We start from the raw sequence: 22,056 nt of genomic DNA, 5'->3' as shown, positions 1-22,056 counted from the left end.
CGCCCGGAAGCTGTCAACAATCCCGATGAAAAAATTTGGCCCCGCGCCCGGCCCGGATCAGTTATCCTGTTCCCAGCTGCAGGCCCAATGTTTCAATCCGACCTGCCCCGCTGCCGACAAGGCATAGATGCCCTTTTCGACCCTTTCGAACCAACCATAGTGGTTGTCGCGCATCAGACGCGTGGCGTGGGGCACCTGCGCGGCGCGGGCCACCTCGGCGCCCTTGGTGGCACCGTGTTCGGCCAGATGGGCGGCGCATTTCAATGCGTCTTGGCGATAAGCCGTCACGATGCCATGGCGAGTGGCGCCCCCGGCATTCGGATCGCCCTGCAGCCGGTCGAATTCGCGCAGCAGGCGGACGGCCCTGCCCTTGGCCTTGCGTGGAACATAAGGCCCTGGGTCACAATGGACATCAACCGCACCGTCGCTGCGGACGGTCATCAGACCCAACCCCAGCCGGCGGCACAGGGACAGATTGTCCCGCAGCGCACGCCGCGCCGTCCGGCCTGTGGGCTTGCAAACGGCGACATAGACATGATCGGTGATCTTCTGCCGCGCCACCGCCTGGTGAAACAACGCCAGCGAGAATCGCAGCTTCAATTCGACGATGACGGGGGCCTCGGCGCCCCGGACGGCGACGATGTCGGCCGCGCCGACTTCGCCCTTGACGGCATAGCCCTGGCGCTCCAACAGAGCCTTGATCGGGGGATAGAGGTCCTGCTCGCGGTTCATGCGATCATGCTACGGTGAATTTCGCGAAATGCCAGCGGATGGGTTGCGCGCAGCACATGCGCGGGGTCTAAGGAAGGGCGAGATTTCCAGCAATCGGATTGTTCCATGCGCCTACTCCTGTTTGCACTGTTTCTGTTGTCCCCCGTCGTGGGCCACACCGCCTGCGACGGGCGCGATCTGCGGCTGGACATGGCGCCTGAAACGCGCGCCGAACTGGAGGCCGCCGTCAGCCGGACGCCTTTTCCCGAAGGCAACCATTGGATCGCGCGCAAGGGGGACACGGTTCTGCACCTGATTGGCACACTCCACATCAACGACCCACGCATGGGCCCGATCGTCGAGCGGCTGACCCCGACGCTGAGCCGGGCCGACGCATTCTATTTCGAGATCACCCAATCCGACATGGCCGAATTTGAAAAGACCCTGGCGACGGATTTCAGCCCGGTTCTCATCACCTCCGGCCCCACGCTGATCGAGATGATGAGCGAAGCCGACTGGGCCCGGATCTCGGCCACTCTTGCCGCGCGCGGCATACCCGGATGGATGGCCGCCAAGATGCAGCCCTGGTTCCTGTCGATGTTGCTGGGCATGCCGCCTTGCATGCTGCAGATGCCTGACGCCGACTACGGTATGGACGCGCGCCTCGCCGAACTGGCGCAGGCGGAAGGGATCCCGCAACACTCCCTGGAACGGATCGAGGACCTGAGCGCAATCTTCCAGAGCCACCCCCTGGAAGACCAGGTGCAGTCTCTGGTTCGCATGGCCGATGCATTGCAGGCCGAAGACGACCAAATGGCGACGATGGCCAACGCGTATATCGAGGAGAAACACGCCGAAATCCTGCAACTGGCGAAAATATTGGGGCGCGATGCTTCGGGGCTGCCGCCCGAGGTGTTTGCCCGCGAATGGGCCGGCTTCGAAGACCAGATGCTGGTCCAGCGCAATGCCAACTGGATGCAAAAGCTTCTGGCGCTTGACAGCCAGACCGCCGTGGTCGCGGTTGGTGCCGGACACCTGCCCGGGCGACACGGTCTGCTGAACCAACTCTTACTCGCCGGGTTCAGCCTGACCCGAGCACCGTTCTGATCGGGCGCGGCGGGCGTCAGACCATCGGTCGCAGGCCCTTTTCTGCCGGGTGACAAGGCCCGCGCCGCCTTCTATAAGGCGCGCAATCATCCAGCATCAGGAATCCAAAATGACCATCCAAGTATTTGGCCATAAATCCCCCGACACCGACTCGACCGGATCTCCGATCCTGTGGGCCTGGTATCTCAACGAAGTCAAAGGCGAAAAGGCCGAGGCCGTCCTGCTGGGCGAACCCAACACCGAGGCCGCCTTCATGCTGCAGCGCTGGGACCTGCCCAAGCCGCGCATCATCGCGGATGTCGAGACCGATGCTCCGGTCGTCATCGTCGACACCAACAACCCGGCCGAGTTGCCGGCCAACATCAACAATGCCGACATCCGCGCCATCATCGACCACCACAAGCTGGTCGGCGGGTTGGAAACCAAAGGCCCGATCGACATCACCGTGCGCCCGCTGGCCTGCACCGCAACCATCATGTTCGACCTGATGGGCGACGATGCCGCCAGGATGCCCGACGCCGTCAAGGGCGCGGCCCTGACCTGCATCCTGTCGGACACGCTCGAGTTCCGCTCGCCCACAACCACCGCGCATGACCGCGAAGTGGCCGAGAAGCTGGCTGCCGATCTGGGTCTGGACATCTCGGCCTATGCTGCCGATATGTTTGCGGCCAAGTCCGACGTATCGTCTTTCTCGGACGCCGAACTGATCCGCATGGACAGCAAGGAATACGAGGTCGACGGCACAAAATTCCGTGTCTCCGTTCTGGAAACCACCGCGCCGAGCGTGGTGCTGGACCGCAAGGACAGCCTCGCCCAGTCGATGGTCAAAGTGGCCGAGGAAGATGGCGTGGACCAGGTTCTGCTCTTCGTCGTTGACATCCTGAATGAAGAGGCCACCCTGCTGGTGCCCAACGACTTGGTCAAATCCGTCGCCGAGAAGAGCTTTGGCGCCTCGGTTGACGGCGACACCGTCGTTCTGCCGGGAATCATGAGCCGCAAGAAACAGATCATTCCGAACCTGAAGGTCTGACTTCGCCGAAACACAAGGATCGGCACCCGCTATGCGGGTGCCATTTCATTTGCGAGGCTCTGCCTCGCGCTCCGGGATATTTTGGGCCAGATGAACCTGAGGTGTCGCCCTTCATCTGGCAGCAAATATCCCGGGGGAGCCGCCCCAAGGCGGCGGGGGCAGAGCCCCCTCTGGCAAATTCGGTCCGGCTCTGCCATAGGCTTGGGTTGATGCGAGGCCCAAGCCAAAAGAGACAATCATGACCCAGATCATCCCCGCTCTCGACGCGGTATCCGACCGCTACAAAGCCCTTTTTGTGGACCTGTGGGGATGCGTGCACAATGGCATCACCGCCTTCCCCGAGGCCGTCGACGCGTTGAAAGCCTACCGCGGCAATGGGGGAAGGGTGGTTTTGGTGACCAATTCACCGAAACCACGAGCCGGCGTCGCCGAGCAATTGAAACACTTCAACGTTCCTTCGGATGCGTACGACACGATCGCGACCAGCGGCGATTCCGCGCGCTCGGCAATGTTTCGCGGTGCGGTTGGCGAAAAAGTCTATTTCATGGGCGAATGGGACCGGGACGCGGGCTTTTTCGAGCCGCTGAAAATTCTGGACCACCCGATCCACATCGAACGTGTGCCGCTGGACGAGGCCGAGGGGATCGTCTGCTGCGGACCGTTCGATCCGATGGCCGACCCGGCCGTGAACCGCCCGGACTTCCTGTATGCCAAGCAGAAAGGCCTGAAGCTGTTGTGCGCCAACCCCGACATCGTCGTCGACCGGGGTGAGGTGCGGGAATGGTGCGCCGGTGCGCTGGCCAAGCTTTATACCGAAATGGGTGGCGAAAGCCTTTATTTCGGCAAACCGCATCCGCCAATCTACGATCTGGCACGGCGCCGCCTTCGCGCGCTCGGAGTGGACATATCAGACGACGAGATCCTGGCGATCGGCGACGGGCCGCATACCGATATCGCGGGCGCCATGGGTGAGGGCATTGATTCCCTTTTCATCAGCGGCGGGCTGGCGGCGGCGGAAACAAAAACAACCCATCAACCAGACCACGATGCGCTAAATGACTACATTGAAAAAGAAAAAATCAACCCGACTTACACGATCGGCCGCCTGAGATAGTCAGAAAAAGCTTGATTTTCTGCAACTGCGAAGTAATAAAGTTGCCAACTTGTGGCTGTCGGTGATTTTTTGTTGCCCAGCCAATGCAAAGTGAGGGCGACATGTTGGACAATCTTCCGCGCGGAACGATCTGTATCGAAGACATCGAAATGGGCATGACCCGGCACCTGCGCAAAGTGGTGACGGATGAAGACATCGAGATGTTCGCCCAGGTCTCGACCGACCGGAATCCGGTGCATCTGGATGACGACTATGCCCGCGATACGATTTTCGAGGGGCGCATCGCCCACGGGATGCTGACAGCTGGTCTGATCTCGGCTGTGATCGGCGAACAGCTTCCGGGCCATGGGACGGTCTACATGGGTCAGTCGCTGAAGTTCCTGGCGCCGGTCCGCCCCGGTGACATGGTCTATGCAGAGGTCAAGGTGATCGACATCGACTTTGCCAAGCGCCGGGTCAAGCTGGATTGCCATTGCTCGGTCGATGGCAAGAAGGTTCTGGTGGGCGAGGCCATGGTTCTGGCCCCCTCGCGCAAGTTCGACTGACGGCAGGTTTTATCGGCCAGCCAAGCCCCGCCTGGGAACTGCCGCTTGAACCCGGGGGGCAGTCCCGCTAGGCAAGCCACATGCAGATCATCCGGGACTACAAGTATGTCGATCCAGAGGACCGCGGCGCCAGCGCCGCGATCGGGAATTTCGATGGCGTTCATATTGGCCACCAGTCGGTGATCGATCTGGCCCGGAAGGCATGTCCCGATGCGCCCTTGGGCGTTCTGACCTTCGAGCCACACCCGCGCGAATATTTCGCCCCCGATGCCCCGCCCTTTCGTCTGATGCGCGGCAATGCGCGCGCGCATCGGCTGGAGAAGCTGGGCGTGCAGAAACTGTACGAACTGCCGTTCAACGCCGCGCTTGCCGGGCTGACGCCCGAGGAATTCGCCCGCAACGTGATCTGCAAAGGTTTGGGTCTGGCCCATGTCGTGATCGGGGCCGATTTCTGTTTCGGCAAGGGCCGCAGCGGCACTGCGCAGGACATGGTGCAGTTCGGCCAGCAGATGGGGTTCGGCGTCACCATCGCCCCATTGATGCAGCAATCCGATCATGTGGTCTCGTCCACCGCGATCCGGCAAGCCCTGAGCGACGGCCGCCCACGGGACGCGGCGGCCATGCTGGGCCACTGGCACCGGATCGAGGGCGAGGTGATCGGCGGCGAACAGCGCGGCCGCGAATTGGGCTTTCCCACGGCCAATATGTCGATCGAAGGGATCCACCCGCCGAAATTCGGCGTCTACGCGGTTCTGGTCGACGTGCTGGATGGCCCGCATGCCGGCAGCTATCACGGTGCGGCCTCGGTCGGGGTGCGGCCGATGTTCCATGGCGAGGTGCCGAATATCGAAACCTTCCTGTTCGACTTCTCAGGCGATCTTTACGGCGCGACCCTCTCGGTGGGCCTGGTCGAATTCCTGCGCCCCGAGATGACCTTTGACGGCCTCGATGCTCTGATCGCCCAGATGACCGAAGACTGCGATAGCGCGCGCAAGATCCTGGCCGCGACATGAGCAAGGATCCGATCGACCGCGCCGGGTTGGCCCCGCGTTTCTGGGAGCGCAAGCCATTGCAGAAGATGAACCCGCGCGAATGGGAAGCCCTGTGCGACGGCTGCGGCAAATGCTGCCTGAACAAGCTGGAAGACGAGGACAGTGGCGAGGTTGCCCTGACCCGTGTCGCCTGCCGGCTGCTGGATGACGCGACCTGCCGCTGCACCCAGTATGACATCCGCCACCAGTTCGTGCCGGAATGCATCGTCATGCGCCCGGACAACATTCACGAACACGCCTACTGGTTGCCGCAGACCTGCGCCTACCGTCTGTTGTGGGAAAGCAAGCCCCTGTACGATTGGCACCCGTTGTTGTCAGGGTCGCCCGACAGCGTCCACGCCGCCGGCGTTTCGGTTCAGGGGCTTACCGTTTCCGAATTCGAGACCCCCGAGGAAGAGTGGGAAGATCACATTATCGAGGAGCCAACCTGATGCATTTCGCCTCTGACAATTCCGGGCCCGTTCACCCCGAGGTTCTGACCGCGCTGGCCGAGGCCAATCAGGGCTATCAGATGGCCTATGGCGCCGATGACCTGATGAACGAAGTGCGCGACCGGATCCGGGGCATATTCGAGGCGCCCGGAGCGGCGGTCTATCTGGTGGCGACCGGAACGGCGGCAAACTCGCTGGCTCTGGCAACCCTGTCGCAGCCGTGGGAGACCATATTCTGCTCGCCCGTCGCGCATATTCACGAGGACGAGTGCAACGCGCCCGAATTCTACACCGGCGCCAAGCTGACGCTGGTTCCCGGTGGCGACAAGATGCAGCCGGATGCACTGCGCCGTACCATCGCCGCTGAAGAGACCCGCGGCGTGCATGGGCCACAACGCGGTCCGGTGTCGATCACGCAGGTGACCGAGCGGGGCTCGGTCTATTCGCTGGCCGAACTGCAGGCACTGTGCGGGGTCGCCAAGGCGTTCGGCCTGCCCGTCCACATGGATGGCGCGCGGTTCACCAATGCGCTGGTCGCGCTGAATTGTTCCCCGGCCGAGATGACGTGGAAGGCGGGCTTGGATGCGGTCAGTTTTGGCGGCACCAAGAACGGGCTGATGGGGGTCGAAGCGGTGATCTTCTTCGATGAAAGCAAGGCCTGGGAGTTCGAGTTGCGCCGCAAGCGCGGGGCGCATCTGTTTTCAAAGCACCGGTACCTGTCCGCCCAGATGGCGGCCTATCTGCGCGATGATCTGTGGCTGCGTTCGGCCCGTCAGGCCAACGCCAATTGCGCGCGTCTGGCCGATGGGCTGCGGGCTGCCGGGGCGCAGTTCCTGCATGAGCCCCAGGCCAATATCATCTTTGCCAGCTTTCCCCGCAGCCTGCATAAGCGGCTGCACGCGGCCGGTGCGGTCTATCACCTGTGGGGCGACCCGCTGGATGGCCCGGACGAGGACGAGATGCTGGCCTGCCGGTTGGTCTGTGACTGGTCGACTCCGACCGAGGAAGTCGACCGCTTCCTGGCCCTGCTCTAGGCGCGCCAGAACGCCCCAATCTGCGCGGCCGTCTCATCCGGGTGCGAGATGGGCAGCATGTGCCCTGCCCCCTCGACAACGCCCTGCCGCGCAATGGGCAGGCGGGCGCGCAGCCCGGCATTGACCACGGCCATGATCGGGTGCGAGGCCGATCCATGCAGCAGCAGGATCGGCATGTCCGCCCGCGCCATGGCCGTCGGGGCCAGCAGGCCGGTGGTGTCGCGGAACAGCGGCCCCTCGACCGCGCCGACCACGCCAACACCCCGGATCATCGCATTTCGGGTTCGCTCCGGCAGGTCCGGCCAGCGCGGGCTACGGTCGGTCGTGCCCCACATGCGGTTGAACAGACGGGCGGCCCGGGGCGCGTCGCCTTCGGCTAGGGCGTCCCGGTAGGGCTGAGACTCGGTCAGGTGCTGCGCCGCAAGCTCGGGGGCGTCCTGGTGGGCGACAGCAAAGAACACGGGTTCAATCAGAGCTGCGCTGCGTACCAGTGCAGGGTATTCGATGGCCAGCCGCAGCGCGACCATCGCGCCGAAACTGTGCCCGATCACGTCCATCGGTTCGCTCAGCTGCGCCCGCGACAGGGCTGTGGTCAGGTCGAAGAAATCCCTCTGCCCGTCCCAATCCGGGCTGCGCCCGTGTGACAGCATGTCGGGGGCGATCAGCGTGGCCTGATCGCCCAAGGCAGTGGCCAGACCGGACCAGGCACCGGAATGCGCGATCGAGCAATGCAGCGCCAGCACCTTGCGGGCGCCCGCGCCCAGAGTGCGGACATGGACGGGTGGCAGCACGGCCTTGGCCACGGTCATGCCTTGAGCGTCGCCAGATGCGCGTCCAGATCCTCAAGCCGGTCCTGCCCCCAGAACCTTTGGTCGTCTTGCGTGATGTAGAAGGGCGCGCCGAATACGCCGCGCTCCACCGCCTCTTCGAGGTTGGCGGCATAGGTCTCGGCCCCGACCAGCAGTCCGCTGTCGGCCAGCGCCGGATCAAAGCCCGCCCCGGCCAGACAGTCGCGGATCACGTCGTCCTGCGCGATGTCCTTGTCCTCGGCCCAGCAGGCGCGCAGAAAGGAATGGCACAGTTTGCCCACATCACCCGACCCATCCTGAATGGCCGCGATGATGGCGTATGAGGACGGCGCCGCGTTGGTCGGCCAATGTGCAGGTTGCAGGTTGAACGGCAAGCCCGTCTTCCTGGCCTGACGCACCAGTTCCTGCGCCCGGTATTCGATGCGCGACGGGTGGCGGTCCTTGGGGGGCACGCCGCCGGTGCGCCCGAACAGCGCAATGATGTCGACCGGCTTGTAGGCGATGGTGGCGCCGTGCCTGGCCGCGATTTCCTCCAACCGCAGTCCGGCCAGGTAGGAATAGGGCGACAGTGTCGCAAAAAAGTAGTCAATGTCGGCCATGTGCAGTTTCTCCCCCCTGTTATCTTTGCGTGACGTTAAGGCCATGCTAAGCGGTGTCAACATCACGAATCTGTCACATTGCCACTGCTGCCCGGGGACCTCAGCCGATGCCGACACGTCACGAACCCAAGCTTATCGCTGGGAACGCAAACCTTCCGCTTGCCGAATCCATTGCCCGCCGCATGAGCCTGCACCGCGGCGTCGAGCAGGGGTTGGTCGATGCCCGCGTCGAACGCTTCAACGACGGAGAAATCTTCGTAGAGGTGTTCGAAAACGTCCGCGGCGAGGACATGTTCATCATCCAGCCGACCTCGAACCCGGCCAATGACAACCTGATGGAGCTGCTGATCATCGCCGACGCGCTGCGCCGGTCGTCGGCAAGCCGGATCACCGCCGTGATCCCCTATTTCGGCTACGCCCGTCAGGACCGCCGCACCAAGGCCCGCACCCCGATCAGCGCCAAACTGGTCGCCAACATGCTGACCGGCGCCGGGATCGAGCGGGTTCTGACCATGGATCTGCACGCCGCCCAGATCCAGGGCTTTTTCGACATCCCCGTCGACAACCTCTATGCCTCGCCGATCTTTGCGCTGGACGTGAAGAACCAGTTCAAGGACCGGCTGGACGAAATCATGGTCGTCTCGCCCGACGTGGGCGGCGTGGCCCGTGCCCGCGAACTGGCCAAACGCATCAACGCCCCGCTGTCGATCGTGGACAAGCGCCGCGAAAAGGCCGGAGAAGTGGCCGAGATGACCGTGATCGGCGACGTGACCGACAAGATCTGCCTGATCGTGGATGACATCTGCGACACCGCCGGGACCCTGTGCAAGGCGGCCCAGGTCCTGATGGACAACGGGGCCAAGGAAGTGCATTCCTACATCACCCACGGCGTCATGAGCGGCCCCGCCGTCGAGCGGGTGTCGAACTCGGTGATGAAGTCGCTGGTTCTGACCGACACGATTCAGCCCACTCAAGAGATCCGGGACGCCAAGAACATACGCACGGTTCCGACCGCGCCGATCTTCACTCAGGCGATCCTGAACATCTGGAACGGAACCTCGGTGTCGTCCCTTTTCGAAGACAAGACCCTGACCCCGATCTACGAGACGCTGTACCACACGAACTGACCGGGCGGCCGCCTGGACCTTCACGAGCCCAAAGCGAAAACCGCTCAGCCGGTTTTCGCTTTTTTCGTTGGCCGGGGAAGCCGGTCACGAGATGTCCCAGTCATCCGGGTGCGAAACCTCGCCGGTTGCAGTCCATGCGACCCGAATTCGGGCTATGCGGGTGTCGGACCATGTGCGAAACACAGCGTCAAATCCTTGCGGGGTTATGTTCTCGGCCAACAACTCGGCGCGCAGGGCCGAGGACGTATCCACATCCCACAAGGACACGCTGACCTGAACGACCGGGGCCGCGCGGAAAGCTTCGTTGAAGCGAATGGCGGCGCGGCGCTCGCGCGGCCCCTCGCCTGTCCACATATCGCCGCCGTCGGCGAATTCCGAAAACAGGACCGTCTCGCCTTGGTCAATTCCAATAGGGTGGGTCAGAAATTTCTTCATCATTCTTCTTTGCCTTGAATTTCCGCAGCTTAGCCCTGCGCCTTGACAAAATCACGACAAAAAAACGGCCCCGCAACAGCAGGGCCGTTTCCAATTCTGACAGCACATCAGCCGTTACAGGCTCATATGCGTTCCCAGCGCTTCCATGTCGGCCAGCAGCTTGGCTGCCTCGTCGACAATGGTCTGTTCGCCGTTTTCCTTCGCGGCCTCGTGCGAGGCGCGCGCCTCGGCAATCAGCTCGTCCAGATGGGTGCGGGTCACTTCGTCAACCGGGATGGCCTTTTCAGCCAGCACCGACAGGGCATCTCCGTTGATCTGGGCAAACCCGCCGGTAACCAGGTATTCGCTGGACCCTTCGGGCGCTTCGACCTTCAGGATGCCCGGACGCAGCGTGGTGATGGTGGGGGCATGATCGGGCATCGCCGTCATATCCCCGTCCGCACCGGGAATCTGGACCGCGCTGGCCTGAAGCGAAGCAAGGCTCCGCTCCGGGCTGACGAGGTCGAATTGCATCGTGTTTGCCATCGGGGATACTCCTTAGGCAGCTTCTGCGGCCATCTTCTCGGCTTTGGCGATCACTTCGTCGATGCCGCCAACCATCAGGAAGGCCGCTTCGGGCAGGTGGTCGAACTCGCCGGCCACGACACGCTCGAACGAGTCGATGGTGACTTCCAACGGAACCTGCACACCCGGCGAACCGGTGAAGACTTCGGCCACGTCGAACGGCTGCGACAGGAAGCGCTCGATCTTGCGGGCGCGGGCCACGGTCAGCTTGTCCTCTTCCGACAGTTCGTCCATGCCGAGAATCGCGATGATGTCCTGCAGCGACTTGTAGCGCTGGAGGATCTGCTGAACGTCGGTCGCAACCTTGTAGTGACGCTCGCCGACGATGGCCGGGTCAAGCAGGCGCGAGGTCGAGTCGAGCGGGTCCACGGCCGGGTAGATACCCTTTTCCGAGATCGCACGGTTCAGAACGGTGGTTGCGTCGAGGTGCGCGAACGAGGTTGCCGGCGCGGGGTCGGTCAGGTCGTCCGCAGGCACGTAGATCGCCTGCACCGAGGTGATCGAGCCCTTCTTGGTCGAGGTGATGCGTTCCTGCAGGGCGCCCATGTCGGTGGCCAGCGTCGGCTGGTAGCCCACGGCCGAAGGAATACGGCCCAGCAGAGCCGACACCTCGGAACCCGCCTGCGTGAAGCGGAAGATGTTGTCGACGAAGAACAGAACGTCGGTACCGGACTGGTCGCGGAACTGCTCGGCCAGGGTCAGGCCGGTCAGAGCAACACGGGCACGCGCCCCCGGAGGTTCGTTCATCTGACCGTAGACCAGAGCCACCTGCGATTCTTCCAGGTTGTCGGGCTTGATCACGTTCGATTCGATCATCTCGTGGTACAGGTCGTTGCCTTCACGGGTCCGTTCACCAACACCGGCGAACACCGAGAAACCCGAGTGCACTTTTGCGATGTTGTTGATCAGTTCCATGATCAGAACGGTCTTGCCCACGCCGGCGCCGCCGAACAGGCCGATCTTGCCGCCCTTGGCGTAAGGCGCCAGCAGGTCGACCACCTTGATGCCGGTGACCAGGATTTCCGACTCGGTCGACTGTTCGTCGAACTCGGGCGCGGGCTGGTGGATGGCACGGGTTTCAGTCGCCTCGACCGGGCCCTTTTCGTCGATCGGCTCGCCGACCACGTTCAAGATGCGGCCCAGGGTGGCGTTGCCGACCGGCACCGAGATCGGTGCGCCGGTGTCAACGACCTCGGCCCCGCGGACCAGGCCTTCGGTCGCGTCCATCGCGATGGTCCGGACGGTGTTTTCACCCAGGTGCTGGGCAACTTCCAGCACCAGGCGCTTGCCGTTGTTTTCAGTTTCCAGCGCGTTCAGAATTTCAGGCAGCTGATCGTCGAAGTGCACGTCGACGACGGCCCCGATGATCTGTGTGACTTTGCCTTTTGCATTCGCCATGTTTCGTCTCCGGTTTGTCTCTACAGCGCTTCGGCGCCGGAAATGATTTCAATCAGCTCGTTGGTGATCACGGCCTGACGCGAGCGGTTGAACTGGATCGTCAGCTTGTCGATCATCTCGCCCGCGTTGCGGGTCGCGTTGTCCATCGCGGACATCCGTGCACCCTGTTCCGAGGCCCCGTTTTCAAGCAGAGCCGAGAAGATCGCCGTGGCGACCCCCTTGGGCAGCAATTCGGCCAGAATGGCCTCTTCGCTGGGCTCGTAATCGAACACGGCGCCGCTGTCGTCCCCTTCGGTCTCCTCGAACGAGGCGGGGATGATCTGCTGGGCCGTCGGGATCTGGGTCACGACGTTCTGGAACTTCGCGTAGAAGATCGTGGCAACGTCGAACTCGCCCGCGTCGAAACGCGACAGGATGTCCTTTGCGATGTCCTGCGCATTGGCATAGCCGATGCGCTTGACCTCGCTCAGGTCGATGTGACCGACGAACAGATCGCCATATTCACGCTTGAGCGCGTCGCGGCCTTTCTTGCCGACGGTCAGGATCTTGACCGTCTTGCCCTTGCCGCGCAGCTCGTCCACCTTGGCGCGGGCCAGGCGGGCGATGTTCGAATTGAAGCCGCCGCAGAGCCCACGCTCGGCCGTCATCACGACCAGAAGGTGAACATCGTCGCTGCCCGTGCCGCGCAGCAGCTTGGGGGCGCTGTCGCTGCCCCCGACCGATGCTGCCAGCCCCGCCATCACGGCATTGAACCGCTCGGCATAGGGGCGCGACTGTTCCGCAGCTTCCTGGGCGCGGCGCAGTTTCGCGGCCGCGACCATCTGCATGGCCTTGGTGATCTTGCGGGTCGATTTGACCGACTCGATCCTGTTTTTAAGGTCCTTAAGACTTGGCATCGCCGCGTCTCCTTAAGCGAAGGTTGCGGCGTATTCGTCCAGCGCAGCCTTGATCTTGTCGGCAGCCTCGCCCTTGATCTTGGGATCTTCGTCGGTGATCCACTGCAGCAGATCGGCATGCTTGCCGCGCAGATGCGCCAGCAGACCGGCCTCATAACGGCCAACGTCCGAAACGTCGATCTTGTCGAGATAGCCGTTGGTGCCAGCGAAGATCACGCAGACGATTTCCGCGTTGGTCAGCGGCGAGTACTGCGGCTGCTTCATCAGCTCGGTCAGGCGCGCACCGCGGTTCAGCAGCTGCTGGGTCGCGGCGTCCAGGTCGGAACCGAACTGGGCGAACGCGGCCATTTCACGATACTGGGCCAGTTCCAGTTTCACCGGACCGGCAACCGACTTCATCGCGTTGGTCTGAGCCGACGAACCCACACGCGAAACCGACAGACCGGTGTTCACGGCGGGGCGGATGCCCTGGTAGAACAGCTCGGTTTCCAGGAAGATCTGGCCGTCGGTGATCGAGATCACGTTGGTCGGAATAAAGGCCGACACGTCGCCACCCTGGGTTTCGATGACCGGCAGAGCGGTCAGCGAACCGGCGCCGAAGTCTTCGTTCAGCTTGGCCGAACGCTCCAGCAGGCGCGAGTGCAAGTAGAAAACGTCACCCGGATAGGCTTCACGCCCCGGCGGACGGCGCAGCAGCAGCGACATCTGACGATAGGCGACGGCCTGTTTCGACAGGTCATCGTAGATGATCAGGGCGTGGCGGCCGTTGTCACGGAAGTATTCAGCCATCGCGGTTGCGGCATAGGGCGCCAGGAACTGCATCGGCGCCGGGTCGGACGCGGTTGCGGCCACGACGATCGAGTATTCGATGGCACCGGATTCCTCCAGTTTCTTCACCAGCTGAGCCACGGTCGAACGCTTCTGGCCGATGGCCACGTAGACGCAGTACAGCTTTTTCGATTCATCGTCGCCGGCGGCGTCGTTGTAGACCTTCTGGTTCAGGATGGTGTCCAGAGCCACGGCGGTCTTGCCGGTCTGACGGTCGCCGATGATCAGCTCGCGCTGGCCGCGGCCGATCGGGATCATCGCGTCAACCGACTTCAGGCCGGTCGCCATCGGTTCGTGCACCGATTTACGCGGGATGATGCCCGGCGCCTTGACGTCTGCGACGCCGCGCTGCTTGGCATTGATCGGGCCCTTGCCGTCCAGCGGGTTGCCCAGACCGTCGACGACGCGGCCCAGCAGTTCGTCACCGATCGGAACGTCCACGATCGACTTGGTGCGCTTGACAGTGTCACCTTCCTTGATGTCACGGTCCGAGCCGAAGATCACGACACCGACGTTGTCGGCCTCGAGGTTCAGCGCCATGCCCATGATGCCGCCGGGGAACTCGACCATCTCACCGGCTTGCACGTTGTCCAGGCCGTACACACGGGCGATACCGTCACCGACGCTCAGCACGCGGCCGATTTCAGCCACTTCGGCTTCTTGACCAAAATTCTTGATCTGGTCCTTCAGGATCGCAGAAATCTCTGCAGCTTGGATACCCATTTATCCGACCTCTTTCATTGCATTCTGTAGGGAGTTGAGCTTGGAGCGGATCGAGCTGTCGATCATCTGCGAGCCCACTTTGACGACAAGACCACCGATGAGGCTTTCATCGACGGTCGCATTGATGGTCACGTCCTTGCCCACGCGCTCGGACAGTGTCTTGGACAGCTTTTCCAGCTGGGTCTTGGTCAGCGGCTTGGCCGACACGACTTCGGCGGTGACTTCGCCGCGCTCCTCGGCCAGCATCTCGCGCAGGACCTTGATCAACTGCGGCAGCACGAACAGCCGGCGTTTCTGCGCCATCAGCGCCAGCGTGTTGCGCAGGATCGGGTTCAGCCCCATCTTGTCGGCAACGGCGGTGATCGCCTTCTGCTGGTCGGCGCGCGAAATCAACGGCGAGGAAATCACGTCGCGCAACTCGGCGCTCTCGCTCAGGGCCTCCGACAGGTCGTTGATGCCGGATTCCAGGCCCGCAAGGTCATTGTTCTCTTTTGCGATCTCGAAGATCGCCGTGGCATAGCGCTTGGCGATGCCCGTGGAAATCGAAGCTGGTTCGGACACGTCCACCCTTCCGATATTTTGGGCCCCGGATTTGCACGGCAGCAGCCAACCCGGGGGCGTGAAGAAACCCCGTCCTTGAAGGGCGGGGATCAAAATCACCGGGGATGTAGCAGAGCCAATCCAACCTAGCAATATGTTATGCCGGATGGCGGCTTATCCACAAAACCTTTCATTTCATGCACTTACGCCAATTGCGACCCTTTGAACCCATCAAGGGCGGTGAAAAATGTTACCAGGTTGCAGGTTTTTGCGATTCCTGTGGCCGATTTCCCTCAGCTTTTCACCTCTGCGTCCAACCTGCCGCACCCACGCGGTCACGCCGGTTTCAACAGCCCGTCCAGCGCCTTGATCGGGCGCTTCTGACGGTCTTTCGTGACACTGCCGCTGGGGGGAAACACCTGCTTGCCGGCCTCGACCATCAGCACCCCGCCGGCCATGATCGTCGGAATGCGCTGGCCGGCTTTCTCGATCAGGCTGCCCGAGCGCAGCCAGAAGCGCCGGAACGACGGCGGCATGTAGAGGGCCGAGCAATGTTTCTCGGGCAGGAAATGGTGGGCCCGCAGCTGTTTGTCCAGCTGGGTCGCCGAGTACGGGTGGCCATACCCGAACGGCGTGCGATCGGTCCGCGACCACAGCCCGGCCCGGTTGGGCACCACGAAAATCGCCCGACCTCCGGGGCCCAGCACGCGCCAGCATTCTTCCAGCAACTGGCTGGGCCGTTCCGAGGTTTCCAGCCCGTGCATCACCACCAGCTTGTCCACATGCCCGGTCTCGATGGGCCAAGCGGTTTCTTCGGTCAGGACCGACACGTTGGGCATTCCCGCGGGCCAGGGCATGACCCCCTGCGGGCCGGGCATCAAGCCGATGACACGCCGCGCATCCGCCAGATACGGGCGCAGCAAGGGCACCGCAAAGCCGAACCCCGCAACCGTCTGGCCCTTGGCTTCGGGCCACAGCTCGATCAACCGTCCGCGAATTGCGGCCTGCGCGGCCCGCCCCAACGTGCTGCGATAGTAGAAGTTCCTCAGATCCTGCACATCGAGATGCATTGCGGACACCCGGTCAATCGGCTTAGCTGGCCGCAGTCTAGCAACGAAAGGGCAAAAGGCCATGCCTCTTGAAATCGTCACCGTTCCCTGCCTCAGCGACAACTACGCTTTTCTGGCCCATGACGCGGCCAGCGGCGACACGGCCCTGATCGACGCCCCCGAGGCCGGCCCGATCCTGTCCGAACTGGACGCGCGCGGCTGGCGCCTGACCCATGTGCTGCTGACCCATCACCACTGGGACCACGTCGATGGCTTGGCCGACATACTGGATCGGCACCCGGCCAAGGTTGTCGGCGCCGCGGCCGACGCGCATCGCCTTCCCAGCCTGGATGTGCAGGTGTCCGAGGGTGACCGGTTCGACATCGGCGGCGAACCGGTCGAGGTCTTTGACGTATCGGGGCACACGATCGGCCATGTTGCCTATTACATGCCGCAAAGCCATGCGGTGTTCACCGCCGACAGCCTGATGGCGCTGGGCTGCGGTCGCCTGTTCGAGGGCAGTGCCGAACAGATGTGGGCTTCGCTGTCGAAACTGGCCGCCCTGCCTGACGACACGCTGGTCTGTTCCGGGCATGAATATACCCAATCCAATGCGCGGTTTGCCCTGACCGTCGATCCCGAAAACCCGGCCCTGCAACGACGCGCGGCCGAAATCGACGCGGCGCGGGCGGCGGGCCGGCCGACCGTTCCGTCACTGCTGGGGCTGGAAAAGGCGACGAACCCGTTTCTGCGCGCCACGGATCCCGCGATTCAGGCGCACCTGGGCATGCTGGGCGCAGACCCCGCCCAGGTTTTTGCCGAGATCAGGGCTGGAAAAGACCGTTTCTGATGCCCAGATGCCCTTCATCACGGACACGGTCACATTAAATGTGACTGTCAAGTGAAAGAAAACCCTTGAAGCGTCGGCCTGATCAACCAAACTCTAATAGTATGAGGTCATGGTTGGGATGGGGATCCGACCCATTCTCGAACCCCCTGTCCGGCCCAATACTAGAGGAGCACCCGCGTGCCTTCATTCTCGAGCACACTTGAACAAGCCATCCATGCGGCCCTGGCGGCGGCGAACGAACGGCGTCACGAATTCGCAACGCTGGAACATCTTCTGCTGGCGTTGCTTGAGGAACCCGACGCGGTGCGCGTCATGAAGGCGTGCAGCGTGGATCTGGATGAATTGCGCCGATCTCTGGTCGAATTCATCGACGAAGACCTGTCGAACCTGGTCACCGACATCGACGGATCCGAGGCGGTGCCGACCGCGGCCTTCCAGCGCGTGATCCAGCGGGCGGCTATCCACGTCCAAAGCTCGGGCCGGACCGAAGTGACCGGTGCAAACGTGCTGGTGGCCATTTTTGCCGAGCGCGAAAGCAACGCCGCCTATTTCCTGCAGGAACAGGACATGACCCGCTATGACGCGGTGAATTTCATCGCCCATGGTGTGGCCAAAGATCCGGCCTATGGCGAAAATCGCCCTGTCACCGGGGCTGATCAGGGCGAAGAGGAAACCCAGTCCTCTGCCGGCGAAGCCGATCAGAAGGAAAGCGCTCTGAGCAAGTATTGCGTGGATCTGAACGCCAAGGCCCGCGCCGGCGACGTCGACCCTCTGATCGGTCGCGCCGACGAGGTCGAGCGCTGCATCCAGGTTCTGTGCCGCCGCCGCAAGAACAACCCGCTGCTGGTGGGTGATCCGGGCGTGGGCAAGACGGCGATTGCGGAAGGACTGGCCTACAAGATCGTTCAGGGCGACGCGCCCGAGGTGCTGTCGAACACGACCATCTATTCGCTGGACATGGGCGCGCTGCTGGCCGGCACGCGCTATCGCGGCGATTTCGAAGAGCGGCTCAAGGCCGTGGTGACCGAACTTGAGGATCACCCCGACGCCGTGCTGTTCATCGACGAGATTCACACCGTGATCGGTGCGGGTGCCACGTCGGGCGGGGCCATGGATGCCTCGAACCTGCTGAAACCCGCGTTGCAGGGCGGCAAGCTGCGCACCATGGGCTCGACCACCTACAAGGAGTTCCGCCAGCACTTCGAGAAGGACCGCGCGCTGTCGCGCCGGTTCCAGAAGATCGACGTGAACGAACCCTCGGTCGAGGACAGCGTGAAGATCCTGCGCGGTCTCAAACCCTATTTCGAAGAGCACCACGACATCAAATACACCGCCGACGCGATCAAAACCGCGGTCGAGCTGTCCGCGCGTTACATCAACGACCGCAAGCTGCCCGACAAGGCGATCGACGTGATCGACGAGGCCGGTGCGGCCCAGCATCTTGTGGCCGAAAGCAAGCGGCGCAAGACCATCGGCGTCAAGGAGATCGAGGCCGTGGTGGCCAAGATCGCGCGCATTCCGCCGAAGAACGTCACCAAGGACGATGCCGAGGTTCTGAAGGACCTTGAGAACTCGTTGAAACGAGTGGTGTTCGGGCAGGATCAGGCGATCGAAGCGCTGGCCAGCGCGATCAAACTGGCGCGGGCCGGTCTGCGCGAGCCGGAAAAACCGATCGGCAACTACCTGTTCGCCGGCCCGACCGGTGTCGGCAAGACCGAGGTCGCCAAGCAGTTGGCCGACCAGTTGGGCGTGGAACTGCTGCGTTTCGACATGTCGGAATACATGGAGAAACACGCGGTCAGCCGCCTGATCGGCGCGCCTCCGGGTTATGTCGGCTTCGATCAGGGCGGACTGCTGACCGACGGCGTCGACCAGCACCCGCATTGCGTGCTGCTGCTGGACGAGATCGAGAAGGCCCACCCGGACGTGTTCAACATCCTGCTGCAGGTGATGGACCACGGCGAGTTGACCGACCACAACGGCCGGACGGTGAATTTCCGCAACGTGGTTCTGATCATGACCTCGAACGCGGGCGCGCAGGAACAGGCCAAGGCCGCCATCGGCTTTGGCCGCGACCGGCGCGAGGGCGAGGACACCGCCGCCATCGAGCGGACGTTCACCCCTGAATTCCGCAACCGTCTGGACGCAGTGATTTCGTTCGCGCCGCTGCCGAAAGAGGTCATCCTGCAGGTGGTCGAGAAATTCGTTCTCCAGCTCGAGGCGCAGTTGCTGGATCGTGGCGTGACCATCGACCTGACCCCCAAAGCCGCCGAGTGGCTGGCCGACAAGGGCTATGACGACAAGATGGGCGCCCGCCCGTTGGGCCGCGTGATCCAGGAGCACATCAAGAAGCCCTTGGCCGAAGAGCTGTTGTTCGGCAAGCTTGCCAAGGGCGGCGTGGTTCGCGTGTCGGTCAAGAAGGGCGAGCTGGATCTGGAGATTCTCGGCCCCGAGAACCCGCGGATTTCCGGCAACAAGCCGCCACTGCTGACAGCGGACTGAATGCGGATCAGCCTGGCCTTTGCAACAGCGCTCGCTGCCACCCCGGCAGCGGGCGACTTTGTTTTGCGATTGCCGGTGGATTGCGTGCCTGGCGAAAGCTGCCACATCCAAAACTATTTCGATCATCTCCCATCACCCCAGGCGCAGGACTACCGTTGCGGCGGGCTCAGCTATGACGGCCACAAGGGCACCGACTTTGCGTTGCCGACACTGGCCGAAATGCGCGAAGGTGTCGCTGTTCTGGCGGCTGCAGACGGAATAGTGCGTGGAGTGCGGGATGGGATGCCTGATCGAAAATACTCTCCGCAAAACGCTTCGCGAATAGCAGACCGAGAATGCGGAAACGGAGTGGCAATCGTCCACGAGGGCGGCTGGGAAACCCAGTACTGCCACTTGCGGCAAGGTTCGGTCGAGGTGGCCCCCGGAGACCGCGTTTCGGCCGGAACCGTGCTGGGCCAGATCGGTCTCAGCGGAAAAACCCAGTTTCCGCATCTTCACCTGTCAGTGCGCAGGAACGGTCAGGAGGTGGACCCTTTTGACCCAGATGCCCCCTCAGCCAGTTGCGGTGCGCCCAAAGACGACCTGTGGGATGTCGCCCCGCGTTATCAGCCCGGAGGCTTGCTGACGGCCGGGTTCTCGGATGCCATCCCCAAATACGAAACTGTTCTGGAAGGAACGGCCGCCAAGGAAACCCTTGAACCCGCATCGCCGGCGATGGTCTTGTTCGGCCACGCCTTTGGCGGCCGCAAAGGCGACATCATCCGGTTGCGTATTTCCGGCCCCGATGGGACGATTCTATCTCACGAGTCCGTTCTGGAAAAGGCGCAGGCGCAGTTGTTTCGCGCCGCAGGAAGACCTTTGACAGCACCGCGCTGGCCCGCCGGAGCGTACACCGGCACGGTTGAAATGGTCCGGGACGGGCGACCTTTAAGCAGCAAGAACGTTTCGATCTTCATCCCCTGACGATCATTTCTCGGTCAGCTTCAGCTCGATCCGGCGGTTTCTTGCGCGGGCTTCGGGCGTGTCGGCGGTATCCACTGGCTGAAACTCTCCAAAGCCGTTGGCAGCAAGCCGATTGGGCGGGATACCCAGTTCGTCGACCATGTAGCGAACGACCGACAAGGCCCGTGCCTGACTGAGCTCCCAATTGTCGCGATACCGCCCGCCGGGCGTTACCGGAACGTTGTCGGTATGACCGTCCACGCGGATCACCCAGTTCAGTTCCGATGGGATTTCCGCCGCCACGCTGCGCAGGATCCTGGCCACCTTGGCCACCTCACGCTTGCCGTCTTCGGACAGGACGGCCGACCCCGTCGGGAACAGAACCTCGGAGGAGAACACGAAACGGTCGCCCTCGATGCGCACCCCCTCCTGGTTGCCCAGAACGTCCCGCAGACGGCCGAAGAACTCGGAGCGATAGCGTTGCAGATCCTCGGCCTGCCGCGCAAGCTCCTGGTTCTGGCCGGCCAGCTTTTCGGCCTCGGCCTCAAGGCGGATCCGTTCCGCCTCTTCCAGAAGCCGCCGTTTCCTCTCTTCCGAAGCGGCCCGCGCCAGCGCTGCGTTCAGGTCCTGTCCCAGCGTCTGAATCTGCACTTCGGCGGCCGCGTTGCGTTCCTTGTAGTCATCCAACAGGGCCTGCAGCGACCCCAACTGATTGCGCAAGGCGGCTATTTGCTGGTTCAGAAGAGCCGTCTGGCGCTGCGCCTCGGTCGATATGGCCTTTTCCTCGGCCAGCGTGGCACGGGCAATCTCCAACAGGGCCTCGCGCTCGGCGGCCAGCTGCCGTTGCTGGTCGGCCTCTGTCTCGGCCTCGGTTCGGGCGGCCAGCGCCGCCTCCAGCCGGGCCTTGAGTTCCTCGGGGTTCAATTCACCGAATTGCCGCTCCAGCTCGGTCTTGGCGGCCTCGGCCGCCGCCAGCAGGGTCAGGGTTTCCTCGGCCTCTTTCCGCTGCGCCTCGAGCGCCAGCGTCATAGCCGTCAGCTCGGCATCCGCGTCCTGCAGTTTGTCGCGCAACGCTTCGGCGGCCGCAGCCTCGGCCAGGCGGGCAGCTTCTTCCTCGGTCAACCGGGACTGCAACTGGGAAATCTGCGCCGCCTGCTCCTCGCCGGCCTTTTCCAGATCCGCCACCATCGCCTCGAGCGCCTCGCGCCGCGCCGCCGCCAGCCGCGCGGCCTCGGTCTGGGCGTCGATCTCTTGCCGGCTTTGGGCCAGCGCCAGGTTCAGCGCCTCCTGTTCGGACAGCAACTGTTGACGTTGATCTTCCAGCGCGCCGATTCGGGCCTGCGTGCGCTGCTGTTCGGCCAGCAGCGCGGCCACCTGCGCCTCGAACCCGGTGATCCGCGTCTGGGCGGCCTCCAGTTCGGCGGCGCGCTGGTCGCGCTCGGCGGTCAACGAAGACACCAGCGCCCGTGCCTGCGCCAGATCCTGTTCCGTCTGTGACAGGGTTGCATTCAAGGCGCCCAGGCGGGCCTGAAGGCGACTGTTTTCCCGCTCTTCCAGCCCCAGCGCGTCGGCCAGCGCCGCGACCTTGTCCGACAGCAGGGTCAGTTCGTCCTCCTGCCCCGAAATCGTTTCGCGCAAAACGAACTGCACCACCATGAAGATGGTCAGCACGAAGGTCAGCACCATCAACAGCCCCGTCATCGCATCGACGAATCCGGGCCAGACCGAGCCCTGAAAACGCTGACCGGTGCGGCGGGACAGGGCCATGAT

At 63.0% G+C, this 22,056-nt stretch carries 22 protein-coding genes; 11 read left to right on the top strand and 11 right to left on the bottom strand.

Annotated features, from left to right (window positions below):
* Positions 1-57: 57 nt before the first annotated feature.
* Entirely contained in the window at positions 58-732 is a 675-nt protein-coding gene (locus F3H26_RS12870; RefSeq protein ID WP_149776445.1) for a DUF2161 domain-containing phosphodiesterase, read from the bottom strand.
* 105 nt (positions 733-837) lie between these two features.
* Between F3H26_RS12870 and F3H26_RS12865 the strand changes: the two genes are divergently transcribed.
* From F3H26_RS12865 to F3H26_RS12835, 7 genes are all read left to right on the top strand, one after another.
* Positions 838-1,818 carry a TraB/GumN family protein gene (locus F3H26_RS12865; protein ID WP_149776444.1) on the top strand — a complete coding sequence of 327 codons (981 nt, stop codon included), beginning with the start codon at positions 838-840 and terminating at the stop codon, positions 1,816-1,818.
* Between the two features lie 109 nt (positions 1,819-1,927).
* Positions 1,928-2,848 carry a manganese-dependent inorganic pyrophosphatase gene (locus tag F3H26_RS12860; RefSeq protein ID WP_149776443.1) on the top strand — a complete coding sequence of 307 codons (921 nt, stop codon included), beginning with the start codon at positions 1,928-1,930 and terminating at the stop codon, positions 2,846-2,848.
* Between the two features lie 238 nt (positions 2,849-3,086).
* Positions 3,087-3,962 (top strand): HAD family hydrolase, encoded by an 876-nt coding sequence (locus F3H26_RS12855; RefSeq protein ID WP_149776442.1) that lies wholly within the window; start codon positions 3,087-3,089, stop codon positions 3,960-3,962.
* 101 nt (positions 3,963-4,063) lie between these two features.
* Entirely contained in the window at positions 4,064-4,507 is a 444-nt protein-coding gene (locus tag F3H26_RS12850; protein ID WP_005981529.1) for a MaoC family dehydratase, read from the top strand.
* 80 nt (positions 4,508-4,587) lie between these two features.
* Positions 4,588-5,520: a bifunctional riboflavin kinase/FAD synthetase gene (locus F3H26_RS12845; RefSeq protein WP_149776441.1), complete on the top strand. Its 933-nt coding sequence runs from the start codon at positions 4,588-4,590 to the stop codon at positions 5,518-5,520.
* Positions 5,517-5,990 carry a YcgN family cysteine cluster protein gene (locus F3H26_RS12840; protein WP_149776440.1) on the top strand — a complete coding sequence of 158 codons (474 nt, stop codon included), beginning with the start codon at positions 5,517-5,519 and terminating at the stop codon, positions 5,988-5,990. Before F3H26_RS12845 ends, F3H26_RS12840 begins: the two co-directional genes overlap by 4 nt.
* Positions 5,990-7,024, top strand: a complete 1,035-nt coding sequence (locus F3H26_RS12835; protein ID WP_149776439.1) for a threonine aldolase family protein — start codon at positions 5,990-5,992, stop codon at positions 7,022-7,024. The genes F3H26_RS12840 and F3H26_RS12835 overlap by 1 nt, the downstream gene beginning before the upstream one ends.
* Here the strand turns inward: F3H26_RS12835 and F3H26_RS12830 are convergent.
* Positions 7,021-7,833 (bottom strand): alpha/beta fold hydrolase, encoded by an 813-nt coding sequence (locus tag F3H26_RS12830; protein WP_149776438.1) that lies wholly within the window; start codon positions 7,831-7,833, stop codon positions 7,021-7,023. The two genes, F3H26_RS12835 and F3H26_RS12830, sit on opposite strands and share 4 nt — an antisense overlap.
* On the bottom strand, positions 7,830-8,432 hold the full coding sequence (locus F3H26_RS12825) for a 2-hydroxychromene-2-carboxylate isomerase (RefSeq protein ID WP_149776437.1): 603 nt from the start codon (positions 8,430-8,432) through the stop codon (positions 7,830-7,832). The genes F3H26_RS12830 and F3H26_RS12825 overlap by 4 nt, the downstream gene beginning before the upstream one ends.
* Positions 8,433-8,539: 107 nt before the next feature.
* Here F3H26_RS12825 and F3H26_RS12820 point away from each other — a divergent pair, with 107 nt between their 5' ends.
* Positions 8,540-9,559, top strand: a complete 1,020-nt coding sequence (locus tag F3H26_RS12820; RefSeq protein ID WP_149776436.1) for a ribose-phosphate pyrophosphokinase — start codon at positions 8,540-8,542, stop codon at positions 9,557-9,559.
* An 84-nt stretch (positions 9,560-9,643) separates the two neighbouring features.
* Here the strand turns inward: F3H26_RS12820 and F3H26_RS12815 are convergent, their stop codons facing one another.
* The 7 genes from F3H26_RS12815 to F3H26_RS12785 all read right to left on the bottom strand — a co-directional run bounded on the left by F3H26_RS12815 (position 9,644) and on the right by F3H26_RS12785 (position 16,013).
* Positions 9,644-9,994 (bottom strand): H-type lectin domain-containing protein, encoded by a 351-nt coding sequence (locus tag F3H26_RS12815; RefSeq protein ID WP_188127765.1) that lies wholly within the window; start codon positions 9,992-9,994, stop codon positions 9,644-9,646.
* A gap of 114 nt (positions 9,995-10,108) precedes the next feature.
* Complete coding sequence (locus F3H26_RS12810; RefSeq protein WP_149776434.1) at positions 10,109-10,519, bottom strand: F0F1 ATP synthase subunit epsilon; 411 nt, start codon at positions 10,517-10,519, stop codon at positions 10,109-10,111.
* 12 nt (positions 10,520-10,531) lie between these two features.
* Positions 10,532-11,956, bottom strand: coding sequence for a F0F1 ATP synthase subunit beta (gene atpD / locus F3H26_RS12805; RefSeq protein WP_149776433.1), 1,425 nt, complete (start codon positions 11,954-11,956; stop codon positions 10,532-10,534).
* Between the two features lie 20 nt (positions 11,957-11,976).
* Positions 11,977-12,852, bottom strand: a complete 876-nt coding sequence (locus F3H26_RS12800) for a F0F1 ATP synthase subunit gamma (protein WP_149776432.1) — start codon at positions 12,850-12,852, stop codon at positions 11,977-11,979.
* A 12-nt stretch (positions 12,853-12,864) separates the two neighbouring features.
* Entirely contained in the window at positions 12,865-14,403 is a 1,539-nt protein-coding gene (atpA, locus tag F3H26_RS12795; RefSeq protein ID WP_149776431.1) for a F0F1 ATP synthase subunit alpha, read from the bottom strand.
* Positions 14,404-14,964: a F0F1 ATP synthase subunit delta gene (locus F3H26_RS12790; protein ID WP_149776430.1), complete on the bottom strand. Its 561-nt coding sequence runs from the start codon at positions 14,962-14,964 to the stop codon at positions 14,404-14,406.
* A gap of 314 nt (positions 14,965-15,278) precedes the next feature.
* Positions 15,279-16,013, bottom strand: coding sequence for a class I SAM-dependent methyltransferase (locus F3H26_RS12785; protein ID WP_149776429.1), 735 nt, complete (start codon positions 16,011-16,013; stop codon positions 15,279-15,281).
* 61 nt (positions 16,014-16,074) lie between these two features.
* On the opposite strand from F3H26_RS12785, the gene gloB reads away from it, so the two are divergent.
* The 3 genes from gloB (at position 16,075) to F3H26_RS12770 (ending at position 20,307) form a co-directional block, all read left to right on the top strand.
* Positions 16,075-16,842, top strand: a complete 768-nt coding sequence (gene gloB, locus F3H26_RS12780) for a hydroxyacylglutathione hydrolase (RefSeq protein WP_149776428.1) — start codon at positions 16,075-16,077, stop codon at positions 16,840-16,842.
* Positions 16,843-17,019: 177 nt separating this feature from the next.
* Positions 17,020-19,344 (top strand): ATP-dependent Clp protease ATP-binding subunit ClpA, encoded by a 2,325-nt coding sequence (clpA, locus tag F3H26_RS12775; protein WP_149776427.1) that lies wholly within the window; start codon positions 17,020-17,022, stop codon positions 19,342-19,344.
* Positions 19,345-20,307 (top strand): M23 family metallopeptidase, encoded by a 963-nt coding sequence (locus tag F3H26_RS12770; protein ID WP_149776426.1) that lies wholly within the window; start codon positions 19,345-19,347, stop codon positions 20,305-20,307.
* Positions 20,308-20,310: 3 nt separating this feature from the next.
* Here F3H26_RS12770 and F3H26_RS12765 read toward each other — a convergent pair whose 3' ends face one another.
* Entirely contained in the window at positions 20,311-22,053 is a 1,743-nt protein-coding gene (locus F3H26_RS12765; protein WP_149776425.1) for a peptidoglycan -binding protein, read from the bottom strand.
* Positions 22,054-22,056: the final 3 nt, after the last annotated feature.

The sequence above is a fragment of the Ruegeria intermedia genome, from assembly GCF_900129345.1.
Lineage (GTDB): Bacteria > Pseudomonadota > Alphaproteobacteria > Rhodobacterales > Rhodobacteraceae > Ruegeria > Ruegeria intermedia.
Note: the sequence above shows the minus strand (reverse complement) of the source record. Positions and strands in the feature narration are given on the sequence as shown.